The sequence below is a fragment of the Streptomyces griseus genome, assembly GCF_900460065.1.
Lineage (GTDB): Bacteria > Actinomycetota > Actinomycetes > Streptomycetales > Streptomycetaceae > Streptomyces > Streptomyces griseus.
Genome location: NZ_UAVD01000001.1, coordinates 60389 through 82384, shown reverse-complemented (window position 1 = coordinate 82384; position 21996 = coordinate 60389). Strand labels below are relative to the sequence as shown.

The window sequence follows — 21996 nt, the reverse complement described above, 5'->3', positions numbered from 1 at the left end:
CGGGAAGACCGAGCCGGAAGGACCACGGCATGCTGGGTTTCGTGCCTCCACTTCCTCAGCAGCCGGGACGCCCGCCGTCGGCCGGCCACATGATCGTCTGCGGTGACGACGCCCTGGCGCGCCGGCTCGCCGTGGAGCTGCGCTTCGTCTACGGGGAACGGGTCACCCTGCTCCTGCCCCCGGGCCGGGACGCCAACAGCCCCGAGACGCCGCTGACCCAACGGGGCCGGGCGGCGGCCCTGTTCGGCCGGATGTCGGCGGCGATGAACCGCGCGGGCAACGGCAACGGGACCGCCGGCGGCGGCAGCGGCGACACCAACGCCGGAGTCGAGGCCGTCCGCATCATGGAGGCCCCCGAGCCCTCCGACGACGTCCTGGAGGAGGCGGGTGTCGACCGGGCCGCCGCCCTCGCGCTCGTCTACGACGACGACGAGCGCAACATCCGCGCCGCCCTGACCGCCCGCCGCCTCAACCCCCGTCTGCGGCTGGTGATCCGGCTCTACAACCGCAAGCTCGGGCAGCATCTGGAGGAGCTGCTCGACCAGGCGGCGGCCGTCGCCATGCCCGGCATCGACCCGGCGTTACTGGACGCCTCCACCACCGTCCTGTCCGACGCCGACACCGCCGCCCCGGCTTTGGCCGCCACCGCCCTCACCGGCAGCAGCAAGATCATCCAGGCCGAGGGGCTGCTCCTGCGCGCCGCCGAACGGCCGCCGCCGCGCCCCGGCGAGAACCTCGACCCGGGTCTGTGCACCCTCGCGCTGCTCTCCTCCACCACCAACGACCCGGCGGGGTCGGAGGGTTCGGACAGCAGCGGCGACGAGGCGCCTCAACTGCTGCCCGACGAACAGACCGTGGCCGCCGCCGAGGGGCGCGGGACCGTCGTCCTGGAGGCGATCAGCCAGGCCGGCCCGGACCGACCCGCGACCCGGATGGGCGGCCGGGGCGCCCCGCTCGCCAAGGTCTTCTCCCGGCGACTGCGCTGGTCCGCCCTCGGGTTCGCGCTGGCCGCGGTGGCCCTGGTGATCGTCTCGGTCCTCACCACCGAGGACAGCCTGCCGCACTCCGCCTACCTCATCCTGCTCGACCTGCTGAGCATGAACGACCCGTCGGAGGACGGCACGACGGCCCGGAAGATCATCCAGATCTTCTCCGGAGTCGCCGGAATCCTCCTGCTCCCCCTGCTGATCGCCGCCGTCCTGGAGGCGTTCGGCACCCTGCGCACCGCGTCCTCGCTGCGCCGCCCGCCCCGCGGCCTCTCCGGGCACGTGGTGCTGCTCGGACTCGGCAAGATCGGTACCCGCGTCCTCGTACGCCTCCGCGAGCTCGACATCCCCGTGGTCGTCGTCGAGGAGGACCCCGAGGCGCGGGGCATCCCGCTGGCCCGCTCGATGCACGTGCCGACGGTCATCGGCGACGTCACCCAGGAAGGCGTCCTGGAGGCGGCGAAGATCCACCGCGCCCACGCCCTCCTGGCGCTGACCAGCATCGACACGACGAACCTGGAAGCGGCGCTGTACGCCCGCTCGGTGAAGCCGGACCTGAGGGTCGCGCTGCGGCTGTACGACGACGAGTTCGCCACCGCCGTCTACCGCACCCTGCGCACCGCGCACCCCGGGGCGCTGACGCGTTCCCGCTCGGTCTCCCACCTGGCCGCCCCGTCCTTCGCGGTCGCGATGATGGGCCGCCAGATCCTCGGGGCGGTCCCGGTCGAACGCAAGGTCATGCTGTTCGCGGCCCTGGAGGTGGCGGGACACCCGCAGCTGGAGGGCCACACGGTCGAGCAGGCGTTCCGGGCGGGCGCCTGGCGGGTCCTCGCCATCGACGCCACCCCGCCCGCCGACCGGGCCCCGGACCTCGCGGCGATCCCTCCGTACAACCCGGGGGGCGACGCGACACCGCCGCCCTCCGGCCTGGTCTGGGACCTGCACCCCGGCTACGTCCTGCGCGCCACGGACCGGGTGGTGATCGCCGCCACCCGCCGGGGGCTCGCGGAGCTGCTGCGGCGGCAGCGGTCCGTGGCGCCGAGGCAGTAGGGCGGCGGTCGCCGGGGCCCGGCGGCCCGGTGGCGCCCGGGGCCGGCCCCCGGCGGCGTTCCGGCAGCCGCGCGGGCCTGCCGCCGACGGCTACCGGAACGCGCCCATCGCCTCCCGCACCTCGTCCAGCGTGGCCTCCGCCAGGGCGTTCGCCCGCTCGTTGCCCGCGCGGAGCACCGACCGCACAAAGGTCAGGTCCTTCGCGTACTCCGCCCGCCGGGCCCGGAAGGGGGCCAGGTGGCTGTTGACCGCGTCGGTCACCGTCCGCTTCAGCGCCGCCGCCCCGCCGTCGCCGATCTCCGCCGCGACCTCGTGCGGGTCCCGGTCCAGGCAGAGGGCGGCCAGCAGCACCAGCGACGAGACGTTGGGGCGGGCGTCGGGGTCGTAGGTGATGTGCCGCTCGGCGTCGGTGGTCGCCCCCCTGATGAGGCGGGCCGTCTCGTCGGCGGTGGCGCCGAGCGGGACGGAGTTGGCCCGGCTCTTGCTCATCTTCGTACCGTCCGTGCCGAGCAGCAGGGGCGCGGCGGAGAGCATGATGTCCGGTTCCTGGAAGACGGCGCCGTACCGCTCGTTGAAGCGCCGGGCGATCGTCCGGGTGAGTTCCAGGTGAGGCGCCTGGTCCCGGCCGACCGGGACCACGTTCCCCTTGCAGGACAGGATGTCGGCGGCCTGGTGGACCGGGTAGGTGAGCATCAGCCCGCTGACCGTGGACTGCCGTGAGTGCGCGATCTCGTCCTTGACCGTGGGGTTCCGGTTGAGCTCCGCGACGGAGACGAGGCTGAGGAAGGGCAGCATGAGCTGGTTGAGCGCGGGGACGGCGCTGTGGCAGAAGACGGTGGACCGGGCGGGGTCGATGCCGAGGGCCAGATAGTCCAGGAGCAGCCCGTCGGTGTACTCCCCCAGCCGCTCGGCGGTGTCCCGGTCGGTGATCACCTGGTAGTCGGGGATGAGGACGACGACCTCCACGCCCAGGTTCTGGAGGCGGACCCGGTTGAGCAGGGAACCGAAGTAGTGGCCGAGGTGGAGGGGGCCGGTGGGGCGGTCCCCGGTGAGGACCCGGAAGCCGCCGGGGTCCTGGGCGATGCGGCGCTCCAGCTCGGTGCCGCGGGCTTCGGTGCCGTGGGCTTCGACGGAGGCGGCGGGGGTGGTGGCGGGTGCGGTCGTGGCGGCTGCGGTCACGGCGGGTGTGGTGACGGCGGGTGTGGTCATGGTGGGGGTGTCTCCTCGCGTGGTGGATGCGTGGAGGACGGCCCCGCCGGTGAGCGCCGCTGCGCTCGGTCACCGTGTCCGCGCCGTACGAGGGCAGCGAAAAGGGCCGTCCATGTCGAACGGCCCTGGTTCCGCGCTGATGGGGTGGCCGCTCCTAGGAGGAGCGCCACCAGCGTCGGCACGGGACGGAGGTCATGGGCCGAGTGTAGCGGCCACGGGGAGCCGGGCCGCGTGGAATAGGCAGGAGGGGGGTCCCGTTGTAGGGTGTAGTTCAATGTTCAACCAAATCGGCCGGGGGCTTCGCCCGAAGCTTCGTATCGACGGCCGGGACTCAGGAAGGCGGACGCCATGCAGTTCGGGATCTTCACCGTCGGGGACGTCACGACCGACCCGACCACCGGCCGGACCCCCACCGAGAACGAGCGGATCAAGGCGACCCTGGCCATCGCGCAGAAGGCCGAGGAGGTCGGCCTGGACGTCTTCGCGACCGGCGAGCACCACAACCCGCCGTTCGTCCCGTCCTCCCCGACGACCACCCTCGGCTACATCGCCGCCCGCACCGAGAACCTCATCCTGTCCACCTCCACCACGCTGATCACCACCAACGACCCGGTGAAGATCGCCGAGGACTACGCCACCCTCCAGCACCTCGCGGACGGCCGCGTCGACCTGATGATGGGCCGGGGCAACACCGGACCGGTCTACCCCTGGTTCGGCAAGGACATCCGCCAGGGCATCCCGATGGCGATCGAGAACTACGCCCTGCTGCACAAGCTGTGGCGCGAGGACGTCGTGGACTGGGAAGGCAAGTTCCGTACGCCGCTCCAGTCCTTCACCGCCACCCCGCGCCCGCTGGACGGCGTCCCGCCGTTCGTCTGGCACGGCTCCATCCGCTCCCCCGAGATCGCCGAGCAGGCCGCGTACTACGGCGACGGCTTCTTCCACAACAACATCTTCTGGCCCATGGAGCACACGAGGAAGATGGTCGACCTCTACCGGCGCCGCTACGCCCACTACGGGCACGGCACCGCCGAACAGGCCATCGTCGGACTCGGCGGCCAGGTGTTCATGCGGAAGAACTCGCAGGACGCGGTACGGGAGTTCCGCCCGTACTTCGACAACGCGCCGGTCTACGGCCACGGCCCGTCCCTGGAGGACTTCACCCGCGAGACCCCGCTCACCGTGGGCTCCCCGCAGGAGGTGATCGAGCGGACGCTGACCTTCCGGGACGCCGTCGGCGACTACCAGCGCCAGCTGTTCCTGATGGACCACGCGGGACTCCCGCTGAAGACGGTCCTGGAGCAGCTCGACATCCTCGGCGAGGAGGTCGTCCCGGTGCTGCGCAAGGAGTTCGCCAACCTGCGGCCGGCCGGAGTGCCGGAGTCCGCGCCCGTCCACCCGGCGGTCGCCGCCGCCCGAGCCTCCGGAAAGGAGAGCTGACCCCGATGTTCGCCACCACCCCCCTGCGCGTCGTCGCCGTATCGGCCGGGCTCAGCCAGCCGTCCTCCACCCGGCTGCTGGCCGACCGGCTGGCCGCCGCCGCCCGCGAGCGCCTCGCGGCCGAGCAGGACCGGAGCGTCGAGGTCCGGGTCATCGAGATCCGCGACCTCGCCGTGGACATCGCGAACCACCTGGTCAGCGGGTTCCCGTCGGCCGGACTGCGGGAGGCGATCGACGCGGTGACCGAGGCCGACGGGCTGATCGCCGTGACGCCGGTCTTCACCGCCTCGTACAGCGGTCTGTTCAAGTCGTTCTTCGACCTGATCGACAACACCGCGCTGACCGGCAAGCCCGTGGTGATCGCCGCCACGGGCGGGACGGCCCGGCACTCGCTGGTGCTGGAGCACGCCCTGCGCCCGCTCTTCGCCTACCTGCGGGCCGTCACCGTGCCCACCTCCGTCTACGCGGCCTCGGAGGACTGGGGCTCCTCGGGCGACGAGTACACCGACGGACTGCCGTCCCGGATCCGGCGCGCCGGCGGCGAGCTGGCCTCCGCGGTCCTGGGCCGTACGGTCTCCGGGGCCTCGCGCGCCCCCGGCCCGGACGACGGGGAGGACGCGGTCGTCCCGTTCGAGCAGCAGCTCGCGGACCTGCGGCTGGACTGATGCCATGGGGGCGGTTCACACCGACCCGCCCCCACTTGTCCGATGTGACTACAGTGAGATCGAACGCCGTACCGGCGGGACGGAACGGGACCGCGCGGTACGGACATGTCGGGCTGTACCGAGCTGTACCGAGCTGGAGGCAGATATGGGCAGGATCGTTGTGGGCGTCGACGGCTCCGACTCCTCGATCAAGGCGCTGCACTGGGCCGTACGCCAGGCCGAGCTGACCGGCGCCACCGTGGAGGCCGTGAACAGCTGGGAGTACCCCGCCACCAGCTGGGCGTCGATGATGCCGGGCATGCCGGAGGACTTCGACCCGCAGGCCCTGGCCACCGTCTCCCTCAACGAGGCGCTGGAGGAGGCCCTCGGCGCCGGTGGGGCCGCCGGGGTCAGCAAGGTCGTGGTCATCGGCAACCCGGCCCAGGCCCTGCTCGACCGCGCCCAGGGCGCCGACCTGCTCGTCGTCGGAGCCCGCGGCCACACCGGCCTGAAGGCCACCCTGCTCGGCTCGGTCAGCCTCCACGTCACCCAGCACGCGCCCTGCCCGGTGACGGTCGTACGCGACTGAGCCCGCTCAGCGGCGGTACGCGGCGGAGCCGGCTCCCCGGTCGCACGCGGCGGAGCCGGGTCGCGACCGTGCGCGGCGGAGCCGGCTCCCGGTCGGACATCGGAGGGGCTGTTGTCAGTGGCTGCTCCTATCGTGTGGTCATGACCCCTGCTCTCTTCGGGCGCGACCACCCCGCGGGCGTTCTCCGCTCGGAGATCGCCCGGGCCACGGACAGCCACGGCGGTCTCGTGCTGGTCACCGGCGAGGCCGGGATCGGCAAGAGCACGCTCGTGACGGACGCCGCCCACGAGGCACGGCGGCGCGGGGCGCTCGTGGTCGGAGGCTCCTGCTGGGACTCGGACAACACCCCCGGCTACTGGCCCTGGGTCCAGATCCTGCGCGGCCTCCGCCGGTCCGCCACCGCGGCCGAGTGGACAGCGGCCCAGGAGGCCTCGGACGGCCGGCTCGCCGCGCTCCTGGGCGACCCGGTCAGGGTCGCCACGGGCGGTTCGGACGGCCCCAGCCTGCCTCCGGCGCCGGCCCCGATGCCGAGTCCGACCACCGATCCGGTCCCGGGCGCCACCGGCTCCCCGGGTCCCGACGGGGCACACGGCGGCGGGCCGGGCACGGAGACGGGGACGAGCCCCCCGGGCGGCGGTTCGCCGGTCGACGCCGAGGCCTTCGGGCTGTTCGACGCGGTGACCACGGCCCTCGTCACGGTCTCCCAGAGCCGGCCGCTGGTGGTCGTCCTCGACGATCTGCACAGCGCCGACCCGGCCTCCCTGCGCCTGCTCGAATTCGCCGCCCAGCACGCCTGGTTCGAGCGGCTGCTGCTGATCGGCACCTACCGGGACGTCGAGGTGGAGGCCCCCGGGCACCCGCTCCAACAGCTGATCCTGCCCCTGGTCTCGCGCGCCGCCACGACTCTCACCCTGACCGGCCTCGGCCGGGACGAAGTGGGGGCGCTGATGGCGGTCACGACGGGCCGCGAGCCCACACCGCGCCTGGTCGACGAGGTCCACCTGCGCACCGGCGGCAACCCCTTCTTCGTCGAACAGACCGCCCGGCTCTGGCACAGCGGAAGCCCGGTCTCCACCATTCCCCCCGGTGTGCGGGAAGCGGTCCGCCGCCGGCTCGCCCTGCTGCCCGGGCCCGTCGTCTCCCTGCTGACCAGCGCCGCCCTGCTGGGCAGGGAGTTCGGCCGCCAGGTGCTGGCCCTGGTGCACGGCGCGCCGGTCCCCCACGTGGACCGGCTGCTGGAGCCCGCCGTCGTCGCCCGCGTCGTCGTCCCCCGCCCCTCCGGGCAGTACGTCTTCGCCCACGACCTGCTGCGCGAGACGCTGTACGCCTCGCTCGACGACGCCGAGGCCCGGGAACGCCATGCCGCCGCCGTACGGTCCCTGGACGCGCACGGCGGTCTCGGCGACGCGGTGCGGCCCGGCGCCCTCGCCCGCCACGCCCACCTCGCCGGCGAGGCCCTGGACCGCGACCGCCGGATCGACCTGCTGCTGGCGGCTGCCCGGGACGCCTCGGGCCGCCTGGCCGACGAGGAGGCCCTGGCCCACTACCGGCGCGCCCTCGCGGTGGCCGAAGCGGGCGCGGAGGGCCGGGCGCCGGACCTCCGGCGTGCCGCGCTGATCGGTCTCGACCTCGCCGGCCAGCTCCGGAACGCGGGGGAGACGGCCGAGGCGCAACGGCTGCTGGACCGGTCGGTCGCCCGCGCCCGCGAGCTGGACGAACCGGAGCTGCTGGCCCGGGTGGCGATCACCATCCACCGGGACGGCCCCTTCGGCGTCCACGGCGTGGCCACGGCGGGCCTCCTCGCCGAGGCACACCGCAGGATCACCGGCAAGGAGGGCCAGGAGGGGCTCTCCGACGACCGGCTCGCCCAGGAGCTGGCCATCACCTTCATGGCGCTGGCCCGGAGCGGCTCGGACGACGAGGCGCTCGCCTTCTCGCTCTGGGCGCGCCACGACTCCGTGTGGGGGCTCGGCTCGGCGGTGGAACGGCTCGGGCTGACCCACGAGATGACCGTCGTCGGCCGGCGCACCCAGCACCAGGACATGGAGCTGAACGCGACGTCCATGCGCTGGGTGACGCTGCTGGAGCTGGGCGACCCGGCCTTCCTCGACCAGTTCCGGGCGTTCGTCCGGCTCGCCGAGCTGACCGAGCTGCCCCGGTTCGCCCTGGGGGTCGCCGTCGACACCAGTCTGATCGCCGCCCTCCAGGGCCGGTTCGCCGAGGCGTCCACCGCCCTGGAGGACGAGGCCCTCGCCCCGGAGAACAACGACCACGCGGCCTTCGGCTTCATGGGACACCACCTGCGCTGGGCGTTGCAGCTGCTCCGGGGCCGCTTCGCCGAGGCCGAGGAGACCCTCGGGGAGCTTCCCGGCGCCGGGTACCCCTACCCCGGGCTGCTGGAAGCCATCACCGCGGCGGAGCAGGGCGACGCCGCTCCGGCGCTGCGCCTGATCGCCGAGCACGCGGACAGCGACGCACCCTATCCGCGGGCGTTCATGCCGCTGTGGCTCCGGCTGCTGGCCCAGACGGCCGCGATCACACGCGACCCGCGGCTCATCACCCGCGCGGAGGACGAGCTGAGCCCCTACACGGGCCAGTGGGTCGTCTCGCTGTACGGGTGCGACATCAGCGGCCCCGTCGACCTCTGGCTCGGGGTGCTCGCCGCCGCGCGCGACGACCAGGACGCGGCGGTGGCCGCGCTCACCGAGGCCGCCGCCTCCTCGGACCGCCTCGGCGCCCGCCCCTGGGCCGTACGCGCCCGACTGTGCCTGGCCCGTTCCCTGCTCGCCCGCGCCGGAGACGGAGCTGCGGGAGACGGAGCTGCCGGTGAGGGAGCTGCGGGAGACGGAGCCGCGGGGGACGTCGGGCAGGCCCGTCGGCTGCTCGCCGAGGTGGGGCGGGAGGCGGGCGAGCTGGCCCTGGCCCACCGGGAGGCCGAGGTCGAGGCCCTCCGCACGGCCCCGCCCACCACGACCGTCCCCGCCGTCCCGGCCGCCGGGGGCCGAGCCCGGGCCCCGGTCGCGGCGCCTGACCGGCGCACGGCAGGGTCCGCGCCGGCCCGGGCAGGGGCGGAAGCAGAGGCAGGGACTCGGGCACGGGCGGAAGCGGGGGCCCGGACACCGGCACAGATGGAGGCCGGGGCGCCGGCAGGAGTCCCGGCCGGGCCGTCCGCCGAGTTCCGGCGGAACGGGCCGGTGTGGTTGCTGCGTTGGGACGGGGTGACCGTGCACGTCCCGGACGCCAAGGGCCTGCGGGACCTGCACAGCCTGCTGGGGCTGCCCGGCGCCGACGTCCCGGCCGTCCGGCTCCTCGCGCCCGAGGGCGGGGATCTCGTCGTCGCCGCCGGCCGCCTCGGCGGCGATCCGGTGCTCGACGAGGAGGCCAAGCGCCGCTACAAGGAACACCTGGCCCGGCTGGACGCCGCGATAGACCGCGCCGCCGCCCGGGACGACGTCCGGGGGGTCGCGACGTACGACCGGGAGCGGCAGGCCCTCCTCGACGAGCTCCGCGCCGCGGCCGGGCTGGGCGGCCGGACCCGTCGGCTGGGCGACCAGACCGAGCGGGCCCGCAAGACGGTCACCGCCCGCATCCGCGACACCCTGCGGAAGCTGGACACCCTGCACCCGGCGCTGGCGGCCCACCTGAAGGCCTCCGTGACGACCGGGACCACCTGCGCCTACCGTCCCGAGCACGCCCCCGACTGGCGGCTCTGACCCGAACCGCCACGCCTCCTCGCCGCTACCCCTCGACGGCGACGTCGGCGACGGCACACGCCACGTTGTCGGGTCCACCCGCCTCGCGGGCCAGGCCGACCAGGCGGCGTACCGCCTCCTCCGGGTCGTCCGCCGCGATGACCGCCGCCCTCAGCTCCGCCTCGTCCACCACCGCCGACAGACCGTCCGAGCAGAGCAGATAGCGGTCGCCGGCACGCACCTCCCGCAGGCGGACGTCGGGACGGACCGCCACGGCCACCGGGGCGGACCCCACTCCGCCGACCAGGGCCCTCAACAGCAGCGCGCGCTGCGGGTGGGAGGCGGCCTCCTCCTCGGTCAGCGAACCGTCGTCGATCATCGACTGGACCAGGCTGTGGTCCTGCGTGATCCGGAACAGCTCCCCGCCCCGCAGCAGATAGGCGCGCGAGTCCCCGATGTGCACGAGGCCGAGCCGCGACCCGGTCCACAGCATCGCGGTGAGCGTGGTCCCCGAACCGTCCGGGGCCGCACAGGGCGCGACCGCGTCCCGGACCGCCCGCGAAGCGGAATCCGCCGTGTCCTCCAGGGCGTTCAGCAGATCCGCCGCGGACAGCGCCCCCTCCCGGGCCCCCCACACGGACGGCTTGAGCGCCTCGATCGCCGCCGCACTCGCCTCGGCCCCGCCCGCCCCGAAACCGTCCGCGACCGCCAGCAGCCGGGGCCCCGCGAACGCCGCGTCCTGGTTCGTCGTGCGCACCGTCCCGGTATCGGTCAGCGCGGCGCACCGGATCGCGAGCGGCACCGCCCCCGCGCCGCTTCCCGTACCGCCGATGACGCCCGGGTCCCCCGCGCCGCCCGTTCCCCCGGTGCCGCCCGCGTCCCCGGTGCCGCCCGATATCCGCGTCATGGTCCTGCCCTCCGCTGACAGATGGTCGACGAGGTACATCGCCAGATCGCGCCGGGCCGCCGTCTCGGCCTCCACCCGCGCCCAGTAGGCCCGGATCTCCACGGCCGCGGCGCCCGCGTCGAGCGCCACGACCCGGCCGATCCGGCTCAGGGGCATGCCTATCCTGCGCAGCCACGCCACGAGCCGGGCCTCCTCCGCCTGCGCCGGGTCGTAGTACCGGTAGCCGTTCACCGGGTCGACCAGGGCGGGCCGGAGAAGTCCCAGTTCGTCGTAGCGCCGGAGCGCCTTGGCGGAGAGCCGGGACAACCGGGCGAACTCCCCGATCGTCACCAGCTCCCCGCTCACGGCGCGCACCGCACGGCCTTCGCGTTCCACCCCGTACCTCCTCGTACCGGGCGCCTTCCGCCCGGCCCCACCGATGCTGGGGCTTCCCCCGCGGGGAAGGTCAAGGGTGCACGGGCGGGCCGCACCGCCGCGTCGTCACTTCCGGTTGTAGAGCCGCATCGTCACCGCGCCGAAGACCACCAGGAGCACCCCGGCCCAGCCCAGCGTCCAGGCGATGTCGGAGGCCGGCCAGTCGCCCTCCATCAGCTCACGCACCGCCGTGGCGAGGTGGGTGACCGGGCTGTTGTTCACGAAGGCCTGGAGCCAGCCCGGCATCGTCTTCGGGTCGACGAAGACGTTGCTGAGGAACGTCAGAGGGAAGATCACCATCATGCTGACGCCCATCACCGACTTCTCCGAGCGCAGCAGCAGTCCGAACATCGTCCAGATCCAGGAGAACGCGAACGAGAACACGATCAGCAGCGCGACGCCCGCCAGCACGCCGAGCACACCGCCGTCCGGGCGGAAGCCGATGATCATGCCGATGCCGAGCATCACCGCCGACGCCAGCAGATACCGCAGGACGTCGCCGAGCAGATAGCCGACCATCGGGGCGGGCCGCCAGATCGGCAGCGTGCGGAACCGGTCGAAGACGCCCTTGGCGATGTCCGTGTTCACCGCGACACCGGTGTACATCGTGATCATCACGACGCTCATCACCATGATGCCGGGCAGCAGGAACTGGATGTACTCCTCCGTGGAGCCCGCCAGCGCCCCTCCGAAGAGATACGTGTACATCAGGACCAGCATGATCGGAAAAGCCGTCACGTCGAAAAGCTGTTCCGGCACGTGCTTGATCTTCAGCATGGCGCGCCAGCCGAAGGTCATCGAGGCCGACAGGGCACTGGGCCTCGGCGGGCGCTCCTGGCCCACCAGGAGCGCCGAGAGGCGTTCCTGGTCCGGCGCGGCGAGCTCGACGCCCTCCAGCTCCGTCTTGGCGGTCGCGGTGCTCATGCCGCCACTCCCTTCTTGTCCGTGAGTGCGAGGAAGACCTCGTCGAGGCTGGGCTGTCCCAGCGAGAAGTTGTCGACCGTGATGCCGAGGCGGGCCAGCTCGGCCAGGGCCCGACCGGCCTGTTCCGCGGCCCCCTGCTCGGTGCTTCGGCCGTCGACCCGGGCGGTCAGCGCCACCGGGTCCGCTTCCAGCTGGACCTCCGCGTTCAGAGCGAGCGCCAGCACCCGCTGCGCCTCGGCCCGCCGGCCGGCGTCCCGCAGCCGCACATGGACGGTGCCGGCGCCCACGGAGGCCTTGAGCTCGCCCTTGGTGCCCTCGGCGATGACCTTGCCGTGGTCGATCACCGCGACACGGGAGGCCAGTTGGTCGGCCTCGTCCAGATACTGGGTGGTCAGCAGGACCGTGGTGCCGTGGGCGACGACCGCCCGCACGATGTCCCACACCTGGTTGCGGCTGCGGGGGTCGAGTCCGGTGGTCGGTTCGTCCAGGAACAGCACGTCCGGGGTGTTGAGGATGGACGCGGCGATGTCGATGCGCCGCCGCATGCCTCCCGAGTAGTTCTTCACCTGCCTGCCCGCGGCCTCGCTCAGCCCGAACCCTTCGAGCAGCTGGGCCGCCCGGTCGCGGGCCGCCGGCTTGGAGTGGCCGAGCAGCCGGGCGAGCAGGACGAGGTTCTCCACCCCGGTCAGGTCCTCGTCCACCGAGGCGTACTGGCCGGTCAGGCTGACCCGGCTGCGGACCGCGTCGGCTTCCTTGACGACGTCCTTGCCGAACACCCGGGCCGTGCCGCCGTCGGGGCGCAGCAGGGTCGCCAGCATGCGGACGGCGGTGGTCTTCCCGGCGCCGTTGGGTCCGAGGACGCCGTAGACGGTGCCGGTGGGGACGGCGAGGTCGATGCCGTCCACCGCGCGGTTGTCGCCGAAGACCTTCACCAGCCCCGTGGTCTCGATGGCCAGTTCTGTGCTCATGATCCATTCCTTGTGGGTCGTCGGAGGAGGTCGGTGATCGGTGTCCGGTGCCGGGAGCTCATGAGACGTACGGGCGGACGGCTCGCGCTTCGCGCAGAGCCCAGCCCCACCAGCCGAGCTGGTCGAGCATCAGCCCCACGGACCGGTCCCGGCCGGTGTCACCGGGGTGGCCCTCCAGCGGCTGCCGGAGGAAGTCGAGCGCGACCCCGTTTCGCAACGTCACCGTGTGCAGCTCGGTGAAGACCGAACGCAGCTGCTCCACGGCGTACAGCCCGGCGGAACCGTGTCCGTAGCTCACGAAGGCGACCGGTTTGGTCTGCCACTCCTCGTAGGCGAAGTCGATGGCCTGTTTCAGGGAGGCGGGGAACGAGCGGTTGTACTCCGGGGTGACCACGACGAAGGCCTCGGCCCTGGCGATCTCCTCGGTGAACTCCGCCATCTGCCCGGTCGCCCGCCCCGGATAGTGGACGGGGAAGTCGTAGTCGGCGAGATCCAGCACGGCGAGGTCCAACTCGCTCCGCTCCCGGGCTCGCTCCATGAACCAGCGGCCGACCGCATCGCCGACGCGGCCCTCGCGGGTGCTGCCGATGATCACCGCGACGCGCAGGGGAAGGCCCGTCCCCCCGTCCCGGCCTCCCCCGGCGCTCCCGCCGGCGCTCTGGTCCGTCGTCATCCCCCGCTCCTCCTCCCGCGGCCTCCGCCGCCGACCGGGCCGCCCGGACCTCCCGCCCGGTCCGGCCCGTCCAGCTCCCTCACCTCTGGGGCGCCAGACGCGGGGGCGCGGCTGCCAGATGGGATCTGGCAGCCGCGCACGCGGGCGGAAAGGGCCGGGACCGGGCCCCGGACGGACGGGCGGGAGGCAGGTCCCCCGGGTGTGCGGGACTCAGGTCTCCCGCGTGTAGAAGACGTAGAAGGAGATGATGAGGACACCCGCGCCGACGACCAGACCGAGCCCCGTCGACCTCAGCACGCTGGTGTCGGTGAGGCTCACCAGGAAGCCGATGGCGCACGCGGTCAGCGCGCCGTACGCGGCTGCCCGCAGTTCGCGCGGCAGCGAGCGCTGGATGCGGCCCAGCGCGAAGCACAGGACCGCCAGAGCGGCGCCGGCGACGAGTCCGAGCAGGACCTGTCCGCCGGTGCTGGGGCCGCCGTCGCGACGGATGAACGCCGCGTAGAACCCGTAGATCACGCCGAGCACCAGGGGCAGTGCCCAGGCGAGCGGGGTGTGGTGGCGGGTCCGCGCATGGGCGCGGGAACCGCTGCGGCCGGGCATCGCTGCGTGTGTGGCCATCGCGGACAGCTCCTTCCGTCGCCCCCGTCGCACGCCCCCGTTCCCTCCAGAGCACACCCGTCCGCGCCACCCGGCAACTCGAATGGCGTACGGCCCGGAGCGGCCCGGCCCCGTACGGGCTTCCCTGGTGGAGTGCGGACCTCTTCCTCGGCGCCCTCGGCAGTCTCGGCGACCACCGCGGCCTTCTCGGCGGTGCTGGTCGTTCTGCTCGCCGTCCTCGTGCCGTTGAGCGCGCTCTCCGCCTGGGTCGACCTGGAGATCGACGACACCGACCGGTACGTCGCCGCCGTGTCGCCGCTCTCCTCCGACCCGGCGGTGCGGAACACCGTCGCGGACCTGGTCACCGAGGAGGCGATGCGGCAGATCGATCTCGGGCCGCTCCAGGACACGGTGCGGGAGTTCCTGCACGAGACCGTGCGGTCGTTCACCACCACCGAGGCCTTCCGGAACGCCTGGGACGCCGCGAACCGGGCGGCCCACCAAGCGGTGGCGGCCGCCCTGGACGGCGACAGCGGGGAGGCCGTGACGATCGATCTGGCCCCGGTGATCGAGCAGGTCAAACAGGATCTGGTCCGTGACGGCGTGCCCTTCGCCGACCAGATCCCGGTCCAGCGGACGGAGATCACCGTGCTCGGCCCCGGCCAGGCCGACGACCTCAGGAGCTCGTTCCGGTGGCTCCGTTACTGCAGCATCTGGCCGGCCGTCGCCACGCTGGTGTTCCTCGTCCTGGTGGTGGGCGTCGCCACCGTACGGCGCGGGCTGCGGGCCGGGCTGTGGGCCACCGCGACCGTGGGCGTCGGCTTCGTGCTCGGGGCGATCGTGCTCCGGGTGCTGGTGGCGGTCGGCCGGAGCCGGGTGCTGGACGAGGTACCGGACGGCGACCGGGACGCGGCAGCCGCCGTGGTCGACGCCCTGACCGCTTCCCTGCGAACCACGGTGTGGGTGGTGCTGGCGGTCGGTGCGGCCCTCCTCGTGGGGGCGGTGCTGGCCCGGCTGCTCCTGCGGAACAGACGGTCCGCGGCCGACATGCGATGAGGCGGCGCGGGGGTGAGAGTGGATCCGTGACCGCCGACGAGCGACCCGGGAGAGGCGTCATGGCCGACCGCGACATCTTCGAGAACATCGACGGACTGGTCTCCGAGGAGCGCGACCTGCGCGACCGCTCCGTGGCGAACATGGGCCTGTCCACGGAGGAGAAGGCCCGGTTGCGGGCGGTGGAGGTCCAGCTCGACCAGTGCTGGGACCTGCTGCGCCGGCGGCGGGCGCTCAGCGAGTACGGCGAGGACCCCTCGACGGCGAGGGTCCGCCCCGCCGACGAGGTGGAGGGATACCAGAGCTGACCGGCTCCCGGTGGGCCGGGGGCGGCCGTCCGGTGTTTCACGTGAAACACCGGACGGCCCTCTCAGCGCCCCGGCGGGTGCCCCTGCGGGTGCCCCTGAAGGCGCTCCATCTCCCGGCGGTCGCGTTTGGTCGGACGGCCCGCGCCCCGGTCCCGCACGGGCACCTGGATCGCGATCTCCCGGGGCGGCGGGGGCGGGCTGTTGTCGACGAAGCACTCCACGGCCACGGGAGGGCCGACCCGCTTCTTCACGATCTTGGAGACGACGACCACCCGGTCCCGCCCCGCGTGCCGGAGCCGCACCTCGTCGCCCACCCGTACGGCCTGGGCGGGCTTGGCGCGCTCACCGCCGACCTTCACATGTCCCGCCCGGCAGGCGGCGGCCGCCTGGGCACGGGTCTTCGTCAGCCGGACCGACCAGATCCACACGTCGACCCGGACGCTTCCCTCCGCCTGCGGCGCGTCACCGGAAACCATGGGTCCGACTGTAGTGCGGACCGGACGGTGGGCGGGCGGCGACGAGGCCGCCCGCCCACCGGGCCCCGGGCCCGCCCGCCGGGCCTCACACGCCGATGTCGCGCCCGTCCTTGCGCCAGACGGCGACGACGGAGGGACGGACGATCTTGCCCGGACCGTCGGGCCAGACGCTCGCCGGCTTCTCGACGGACGCCCCGTCGATCTCGCCCGGGTGCTGGACCGCGACCAGGACGCGGCGGTCCTGGATGACCGGACCGCAGGTCTCGGCCCCGGCCGGGACGGTGAGGAACTGTTTCAGCTCCCCGCGCCGGTCACCGTGGGTCGCCACGCCGAACAGCCCGTCGTGCGAGCCGAGCGCGTTGCCGTCCGTGGAGATCCACAGGTTGCCGTGCGCGTCGAACGCCACGTTGTCCGGGCAGGAGATGGGGCTGACGCTCTCCTTGGGGAAGCCGGCGAAGTAGGTCGCCGGGTCGTCCGGGTCGCCCGCGACGAGGAACAGCCGCCAGGCGAAGCCGTCGCTCGTGGGGTCGTCCCAGTTCTCCGCGAGCTCCAGGATCTGCCCGTGCTTGTTGCTGTTGCGCGGGTTCGCCTCGTCCGCGCCGGGCTTGCCCGCCTTGCCGCGGTCGGAGTTGTTGGTGAGCGCCACGTAGACCCGGCCGGTGCGCGGCGAGGGCTCGACGTCCTCGGGGCGGTCCATCTTGGTCGCGCCGACCTTGTCACCGGCGAGGCGCGTGTAGACGTACACCTCGTCGGCGGTCATGCCGGGCACGTGCGACGTGGTGCCGGTGGCCAGCGGGATCCAGACGCCGCTGCCGTCGAACTCCCCGTCGTCGGGGAGCTTTCCGCTGCCGTCGATCTCGGTGACCGGCGAGTCGCCGCTCAGCTTGGCGACGTACAGGGTGCCCTCGTCCAGCAGCGTCAGGTTGTGTTCGCGGGCCGCCCGCGAGTTGCCCTTCTTCATCCGCTTGCTGGAGACGAACTTGTACAGGTAGTCGAACTTCTCGTCGTCGCCCATGTAGACGACCGGACGACCGTCGGAGGTGAGCCGGGGCTGGGCCGCCTCGTGCTTGAACCGGCCCAGCGCGGTCCGCTTACGCGGGGTGGAGTCCGGGTCGTACGGGTCGAGTTCGACGACCCAGCCGAAGCGGTTGGCCTCGTTGGGCTCCTTCGCCAGGTCGAACCGGCGGTCGAACCGCTCCCACTTGCGCTCGGTCGCGCTCGTGCCGATCCCGTACCGCTTGTGCATGTCGGTGGTGCCGTTGGCGAAGTACTGGTTGAAGTTCTCCTCGCCGTGCAGCGTGGTGCCCCACGGAGTCGTGCCGCCCGCACAGTTGTTGAGGGTGCCGAGCACCTTGCGGCCGGAACGGTCCGCGGAGGTGCGCAGCAGGGTGCTGCCCGCGGCCGGGCCCGTCATGCGGAATTCGCTGGTCGCGGTCAGACGGCGGTTCAGCGGGTGCCGGTTGACCGGACCCAGCTTGCCGGTGCGGTTCTCCTCCTGGACGACGACCACGGAGAGTCCGTGCGCCGCCCAGGCGATCTCCACCTGCTCACGGGTCGGGTTGGCCGGATCGTAGCCGCGGAACATGAGGATCTCGTCCGTGTACTCATGGTTCGCGACCATGACCTGCCGCCCCCGCTCGCCGCGCAGCGGGAGCAGGGAGAGGAAGTCGTTGTTGTACCCGAACTGGCCGGCCTGGGCCTTCGCCGTCTGCTTGTCCGGGTTGAAGGCGGGCGCGCCGCGCAGGATCGGCTCGCCCCAGCGGATCACCACGTTCTGGGCGTACCCGTCGGGGATGGTCACCTTGTCGTCCTTGTTGGGCGCGACCGGCGAGAACCGCAGGCCGCGCGCCCCGGACGGGGCCGGTTTGTGGGGGTGGCCCGGTTGGTGCCCGTGTCCGGCGAGCGCCACGGCCTCGGCCTGCGGGGCGCTCGGCCCGGTCAGGGCCGCGGTACCGGCGGCGGTGGCGACGGTGACCACGGCGGCGGCGCGCATCATCGAGCGGCGCGACACGGCACCGGCGATGATGTCGCCGGCGTACTCGTTGTCGCTGGTGTTGGGCGTCTCCTTGAAACAGGCGTCCCCGCAGCGGAAGCGGCAGGTCAGCGCGGAACGCCCACCGGGATGCGAGCTGATGAACGGCAGCAGGTTGCGCACGTGGATTCCCTCCGTCTGGTGTCGTGCGTGACGGTATGGGCGCCTCCACGCGGTCCGAGGGACTCCCGGTGAACGGCGGGTGAAGTCCGGGCCACCGCTGTGCCCTTGGGGTCCGATGGCGTGCACGGTCGTGGACTCGGCCCGGGAACGGTTTCGGCTCGGTTGACGCAGCGGTGGGCCGCACCGGCGAACGGCCGGATCCGGCCGCTAACCTTACGTATCCGTCCTGGCCAGGGATGAATTCGCCCAGGTCGGACATTCACCGCACTCAACTCATGCGAAAGGCCTCGCCCATGGGCATTCGGAGCTTGCTGCGTAAGGTGTTCGGCCGCACCGAGCAGGACGAGCCGGCCACGGCCACCGTCCCGCCCCAGGCCGAGCGCGTTCAGCCCAAGGAGACGGAGCCGGAGACCCGTTCGGAGGCCGGTACCGCGGCGGAGCCGAAGGCGTCGATCCCGGCCCCGGCCTCGCCCTCGTCCCCCACCTCGTCCTCGCTCCCGTCCACCGCCGACTCCACGGAGCGTGACCGCTCGCCGGCCGCCGACCTGGTGGCGGAGGCCTTCGACAAGGCGGCCGCCGCACCGGCGTCGCCGACCGTCCCCGCGCAGAAGTCGGCCCCGGAGGACGAGCCGAGGGCGGAGAAGCCGGTCCCCGTCGAGAAGCCGGTGACCGCCGAGGAGCCGGTCGGCACCGAGAAGCCGGCGACCGCCGAGGAAGCCGTCGCGGCCGAGGCCCCGGTGACCGCCGAGGAAGCCGTCGCGCCGGAGGCGCCGGCGACCGCCGATGCGCCCGTCGCGCCCGTCACGCCCGTGCCGACGCCGATCACGATCGACTTCGACCTCGACGAGACCCCGGAGCCCGCTCCGGAGCGGAAGACCGAGCCGGAGGCCGCCGCCGAGACGGAGGCGGAAGCCGCACCCGAGGCGGCGGTCAAGGCCCCCGAGACCGCGACCGAGCCGCCTCAGGCCGCCCAGGCCGAGGCCCCTGAGGCCCCTGAGGCTCCCAAGGCCCCCGAGGCCTCAGCGGCACCGGTGGCCACGGATGCCCCGGAGACCCCGACCGTCGCGGAGACCCCGGCGCCCCCTGCCGCCCCGGAGCCGGTCGTCGCCCCCGCGCCCGAACCGGTCGTCACCACCCCCGAGCCGGCCGTCGCCCCCGCGCCCGAACCGGTCGTCACCACCTCCGAGCCCGTCGCCGTCGCGACCGGCCCCGTCGCCGCCGCCCCCGGCAAGCCGGCCACCACGCTCGCGCGCGTCAAGTCGCGTGCCCCGCAGCTCGTCGCCCCGTACAAGGCGGCGCAGGCGGCCCTCAAGGCGCACGGTCTGACCGGTCTCCGCGCCCGCGTCTACCTGGTGCTCGACCGCTCCGGCTCGATGCGGCCGTTCTACAGGGACGGCAGCGCCCAGCACCTCGGCGACCGGGCGCTCGCGCTCGCCGCGCACCTGGACGAGGACGCCACCGTGCCGGTCGTCTTCTTCTCGACCGACATCGACGGCACCGGCGCCATCGAGCTCTCCGGACACGAGGGCCGCGTCGACGAACTGCACGCGGGCCTCGGCCGTCTCGGCCGGACGCACTACCACCGTGCGGTCGAGGAGGTCGTCGCGCACTACGAGAAGACGGAGGCCACCGGTCCGGCTCTCGTGATCTTCCAGACGGACGGCCCGCCGGACGCCAAGCAGGCCGCCCGGCAGGCTCTCGCGGAGGCCGCACGGCTGCCGCTGTTCTTCCAGTTCGTCGCCTTCGGCGAGCAGGACGGGAAGGGCTTCGACTTCCTGCGGAAGCTCGGCGCCCCCAACACCGGCTTCTTCCACGCGGGCCCCGCGCCCCGCGAGATCGCGGACGCCGAGCTCTACCGCGAGCTCCTCGCCGGGCTGCCCGCCTGGACCGCCGCGCGCACGGCCTAGACCTGATCGGCCGGCAGCCGCACGGTCACGGCGAGACCGCCGCCCTCCGGGCCCGGTACCGCCGTGACCGTGCCGCCGTGGGCCACCGCGATCGACCGGACGATCGAAAGGCCGAGGCCCGACCCCGGCCCCATCCGGTCCCGTCCCTCGCCCCGCCGGAACGGCTCGAAGAACCCCGCGATGTCGGCCTCCGAGACCCTCGGTCCCGTGTTGCGCACCCGCAGCGTCCCCTCCCCGGTCAGCGAGACCTCCACCGAGCCGCCCGGCACGTTGTACGTGACCGCGTTGGCCAGCAGGTTCGCCACCAGCTGGGCGAGCAGCAGCCGGTTGCCGCGCACCGAGCAGGCGGCCACCACGACGTTCACGGCCGGACCGCCGCCCGGACCCGGGCCCTGCGGACCGCCGTTCTCCGCACCCCGGCCCTCCGCACCTCCGCCCGTGCCCCTGACCGCCGGGCGGCGGGCCGCCTCCTCCCTCACCACGTGGTCGAGACGGACCGCCTCGCGCTCGTCCGCGGCCAGCCCCCGTTCGCTCCGGGCCAGCACGAGAAGCCCCTCGATCAGCCGCTCGCTGCGCCGGTTGGTGTCCAACAGGGTCTGCCGGGTGCGTACGAGATCCTCGGGGGACGGATCGTCCAGGCCGATCTGGATCGCGGCGCGCTGGGTGGCCAGTGGGGTCCTCAGCTCGTGCGAGGCGTTCGCGATGAACCTCTGCTGGCTGTCGAACGCCTTCTCCAGCCGGGCCAGCAGCGCGTCCAGCGTCTCGCCCAGCTCCTTGAGCTCGTCGTCGGGCCCGGTGGGCGCCATGCGCTCGTGCAGGGTGTGCGCGGAGAGCTTGCGGGCCTTCTCGGTCATGTCGTGGATGGGTCGCAGCACCCGCCCGGCGGTCCACCAGCCCACCGCGACCGCGCAGCCCGTCATCACGAGCAGGGCGGCGACCGACCAGTACAGGAGCTGCTGCCCCGCGGCGTTGCTGACGTTGTCGGTGAGGTCGTAGACGGTGGGCGGACCCAGGTGGCGGCGGGAGATCAGCGGGCCGTTCACCGCGTAGCCGGGCTGGGCCGCTGCGGCGGACGACGCGATGGAGCGCGCCTCGGTCTCCGTACCGGCGCGGGAGGCCAGGTTGACGGTGGCCAGCAGGGCGGTGCCGAGGACCAGGAAGACACCGCCGTACACGAGGGCGATCCGGGTCCGGATCGTCGAGTGCGGCAGCGTCGAGGCCTCCACCAGCCGCCGCAGCGTGGGCGGACGCTTCACAGGGCGTACCCGACGCCCTGCACGGTGCGGATCAACGCGGGCTCGCCGAGCTTGGCCCGGAGCTTGCTCATACAGACGCGCACGGCCCCGGTGAACGGGTCGGCGTTGGCGTCCCAGGCCCGCTCCAGCAGTTCTTCCGCGCTGACCGTGCCGCCGTCGGCCTCCAGGAGCAGCTGCAGCACGCTGAACTCCTTCGGCGAGAGGTCCAGGTCCCGGCCGTCGCGGAGCGCGGAGCGGCGTACGGTGTCGAGCCGGATGCCGTGGCGTTCCAGCTGGGGCGGTACGGGCCGGGCGCTGCGCCGGCGCAGGGCGCGCACCCGGGAGACCAGCTCGGGGAACTCGAACGGCTTGGCCACGTAGTCGTCGGCGCCCAGGTCGAGCCCGGCGACCCGGTCCTCCATGGTGCCGGAGGCGGTGAGCATCAGGATCCGGGTGCGGGAGCCGGAGGCGACCAGGCGACGGGCCACGTCGTCGCCGTGCACCCGGGGGAGGTCGCGGTCGAGCACGACGACGTCGTAGTCGTGCAGGCCGAGGTAGGCGAGGGCCGCGTCCCCGCTGTACACCGTGTCGACCGCGAAGCCGGCCCGGCGCAGTCCGGTGGCGACCAGCTCCGCGAGGATCTCCTCGTCCTCGGCGACCAGTACCCGCATGGTGATGTCCCCTGCCTCGTGCACGCGCTTGTCCGCTCCCTCCCAGGATGCGACTTTCCTACGGGAACCATTACGCGAGGGGATGTTTCGCAAAGCTC

At 73.4% G+C, this 21996-nt stretch carries 18 protein-coding genes; 8 read left to right on the top strand and 10 right to left on the bottom strand.

Features of this window, described 5'->3' with window-relative positions; all coding sequences use genetic code 11:
- Nucleotides 1-29 precede the first annotated feature (29 nt).
- A complete protein-coding gene (locus DTB53_RS00360; RefSeq protein ID WP_042496763.1) occupies nt 30-2036 on the top strand; it encodes an NAD-binding protein in 2007 nt (668 codons plus the stop codon).
- Nucleotides 2037-2126: 90 nt separating this feature from the next.
- Here DTB53_RS00360 and trpS read toward each other — a convergent pair whose 3' ends face one another.
- On the bottom strand, nt 2127-3245 hold the full coding sequence (gene trpS, locus DTB53_RS00355; RefSeq protein ID WP_012380154.1) for a tryptophan--tRNA ligase: 1119 nt from the start codon (nt 3243-3245) through the stop codon (nt 2127-2129).
- A 348-nt stretch (nt 3246-3593) separates the two neighbouring features.
- Between trpS and DTB53_RS00350 the strand changes: the two genes are divergently transcribed.
- The 4 genes from DTB53_RS00350 (at nt 3594) to DTB53_RS00335 (ending at nt 9631) form a co-directional block, all read left to right on the top strand.
- Complete coding sequence (locus tag DTB53_RS00350; protein ID WP_003967991.1) at nt 3594-4685, top strand: LLM class flavin-dependent oxidoreductase; 1092 nt, start codon at nt 3594-3596, stop codon at nt 4683-4685.
- 5 nt (nt 4686-4690) lie between these two features.
- A complete protein-coding gene (locus DTB53_RS00345) occupies nt 4691-5350 on the top strand; it encodes an FMN reductase (RefSeq protein WP_012380153.1) in 660 nt (219 codons plus the stop codon).
- Nucleotides 5351-5495: 145 nt separating this feature from the next.
- A complete protein-coding gene (locus DTB53_RS00340) occupies nt 5496-5918 on the top strand; it encodes a universal stress protein (protein ID WP_012380152.1) in 423 nt (140 codons plus the stop codon).
- A gap of 140 nt (nt 5919-6058) precedes the next feature.
- Nucleotides 6059-9631, top strand: a complete 3573-nt coding sequence (locus DTB53_RS00335; protein ID WP_012380151.1) for an ATP-binding protein — start codon at nt 6059-6061, stop codon at nt 9629-9631.
- Between the two features lie 25 nt (nt 9632-9656).
- Here DTB53_RS00335 and DTB53_RS00330 read toward each other — a convergent pair whose 3' ends face one another.
- The 5 genes from DTB53_RS00330 to DTB53_RS00310 form a co-directional block, all read right to left on the bottom strand.
- Nucleotides 9657-10892, bottom strand: coding sequence for a MerR family transcriptional regulator (locus tag DTB53_RS00330; RefSeq protein WP_042496758.1), 1236 nt, complete (start codon nt 10890-10892; stop codon nt 9657-9659).
- A gap of 105 nt (nt 10893-10997) precedes the next feature.
- On the bottom strand, nt 10998-11855 hold the full coding sequence (locus tag DTB53_RS00325; RefSeq protein WP_012380149.1) for an ABC transporter permease: 858 nt from the start codon (nt 11853-11855) through the stop codon (nt 10998-11000).
- Complete coding sequence (locus tag DTB53_RS00320; RefSeq protein ID WP_012380148.1) at nt 11852-12823, bottom strand: daunorubicin resistance protein DrrA family ABC transporter ATP-binding protein; 972 nt, start codon at nt 12821-12823, stop codon at nt 11852-11854. The genes DTB53_RS00325 and DTB53_RS00320 overlap by 4 nt, the downstream gene beginning before the upstream one ends.
- 58 nt (nt 12824-12881) lie before the next feature.
- A complete protein-coding gene (locus tag DTB53_RS00315; protein WP_003967984.1) occupies nt 12882-13496 on the bottom strand; it encodes an NADPH-dependent FMN reductase in 615 nt (204 codons plus the stop codon).
- Nucleotides 13497-13706: 210 nt separating this feature from the next.
- Nucleotides 13707-14114: a hypothetical protein gene (locus DTB53_RS00310; RefSeq protein WP_003967983.1), complete on the bottom strand. Its 408-nt coding sequence runs from the start codon at nt 14112-14114 to the stop codon at nt 13707-13709.
- Between the two features lie 132 nt (nt 14115-14246).
- Here DTB53_RS00310 and DTB53_RS00305 point away from each other — a divergent pair, with 132 nt between their 5' ends.
- On the top strand, nt 14247-15149 hold the full coding sequence (locus DTB53_RS00305; protein WP_042496756.1) for a hypothetical protein: 903 nt from the start codon (nt 14247-14249) through the stop codon (nt 15147-15149).
- Between the two features lie 59 nt (nt 15150-15208).
- Entirely contained in the window at nt 15209-15454 is a 246-nt protein-coding gene (locus tag DTB53_RS00300; protein ID WP_003967981.1) for a DUF2630 family protein, read from the top strand.
- A gap of 62 nt (nt 15455-15516) precedes the next feature.
- Here the strand turns inward: DTB53_RS00300 and DTB53_RS00295 are convergent, their stop codons facing one another.
- Both DTB53_RS00295 and DTB53_RS00290 read right to left on the bottom strand, forming a co-directional pair.
- Nucleotides 15517-15930, bottom strand: a complete 414-nt coding sequence (locus tag DTB53_RS00295) for an RNA-binding S4 domain-containing protein (RefSeq protein WP_003967980.1) — start codon at nt 15928-15930, stop codon at nt 15517-15519.
- An 85-nt stretch (nt 15931-16015) separates the two neighbouring features.
- Nucleotides 16016-18085 (bottom strand): PhoX family protein, encoded by a 2070-nt coding sequence (locus DTB53_RS00290; RefSeq protein ID WP_003967979.1) that lies wholly within the window; start codon nt 18083-18085, stop codon nt 16016-16018.
- Between the two features lie 293 nt (nt 18086-18378).
- Between DTB53_RS00290 and DTB53_RS00285 the strand changes: the two genes are divergently transcribed.
- The gene (locus tag DTB53_RS00285; RefSeq protein WP_012380147.1) at nt 18379-19992 is read left to right on the top strand and encodes a VWA domain-containing protein; all 1614 of its coding nucleotides are present in this window, start codon (nt 18379-18381) and stop codon (nt 19990-19992) included.
- Here the strand turns inward: DTB53_RS00285 and DTB53_RS00280 are convergent.
- Complete coding sequence (locus DTB53_RS00280) at nt 19989-21248, bottom strand: sensor histidine kinase (protein ID WP_003967977.1); 1260 nt, start codon at nt 21246-21248, stop codon at nt 19989-19991. The genes DTB53_RS00285 and DTB53_RS00280 overlap by 4 nt on opposite strands.
- A complete protein-coding gene (locus DTB53_RS00275) occupies nt 21245-21898 on the bottom strand; it encodes a response regulator transcription factor (RefSeq protein ID WP_012380146.1) in 654 nt (217 codons plus the stop codon). Before DTB53_RS00275 ends, DTB53_RS00280 begins: the two co-directional genes overlap by 4 nt.
- Nucleotides 21899-21996 lie beyond the last annotated feature (98 nt).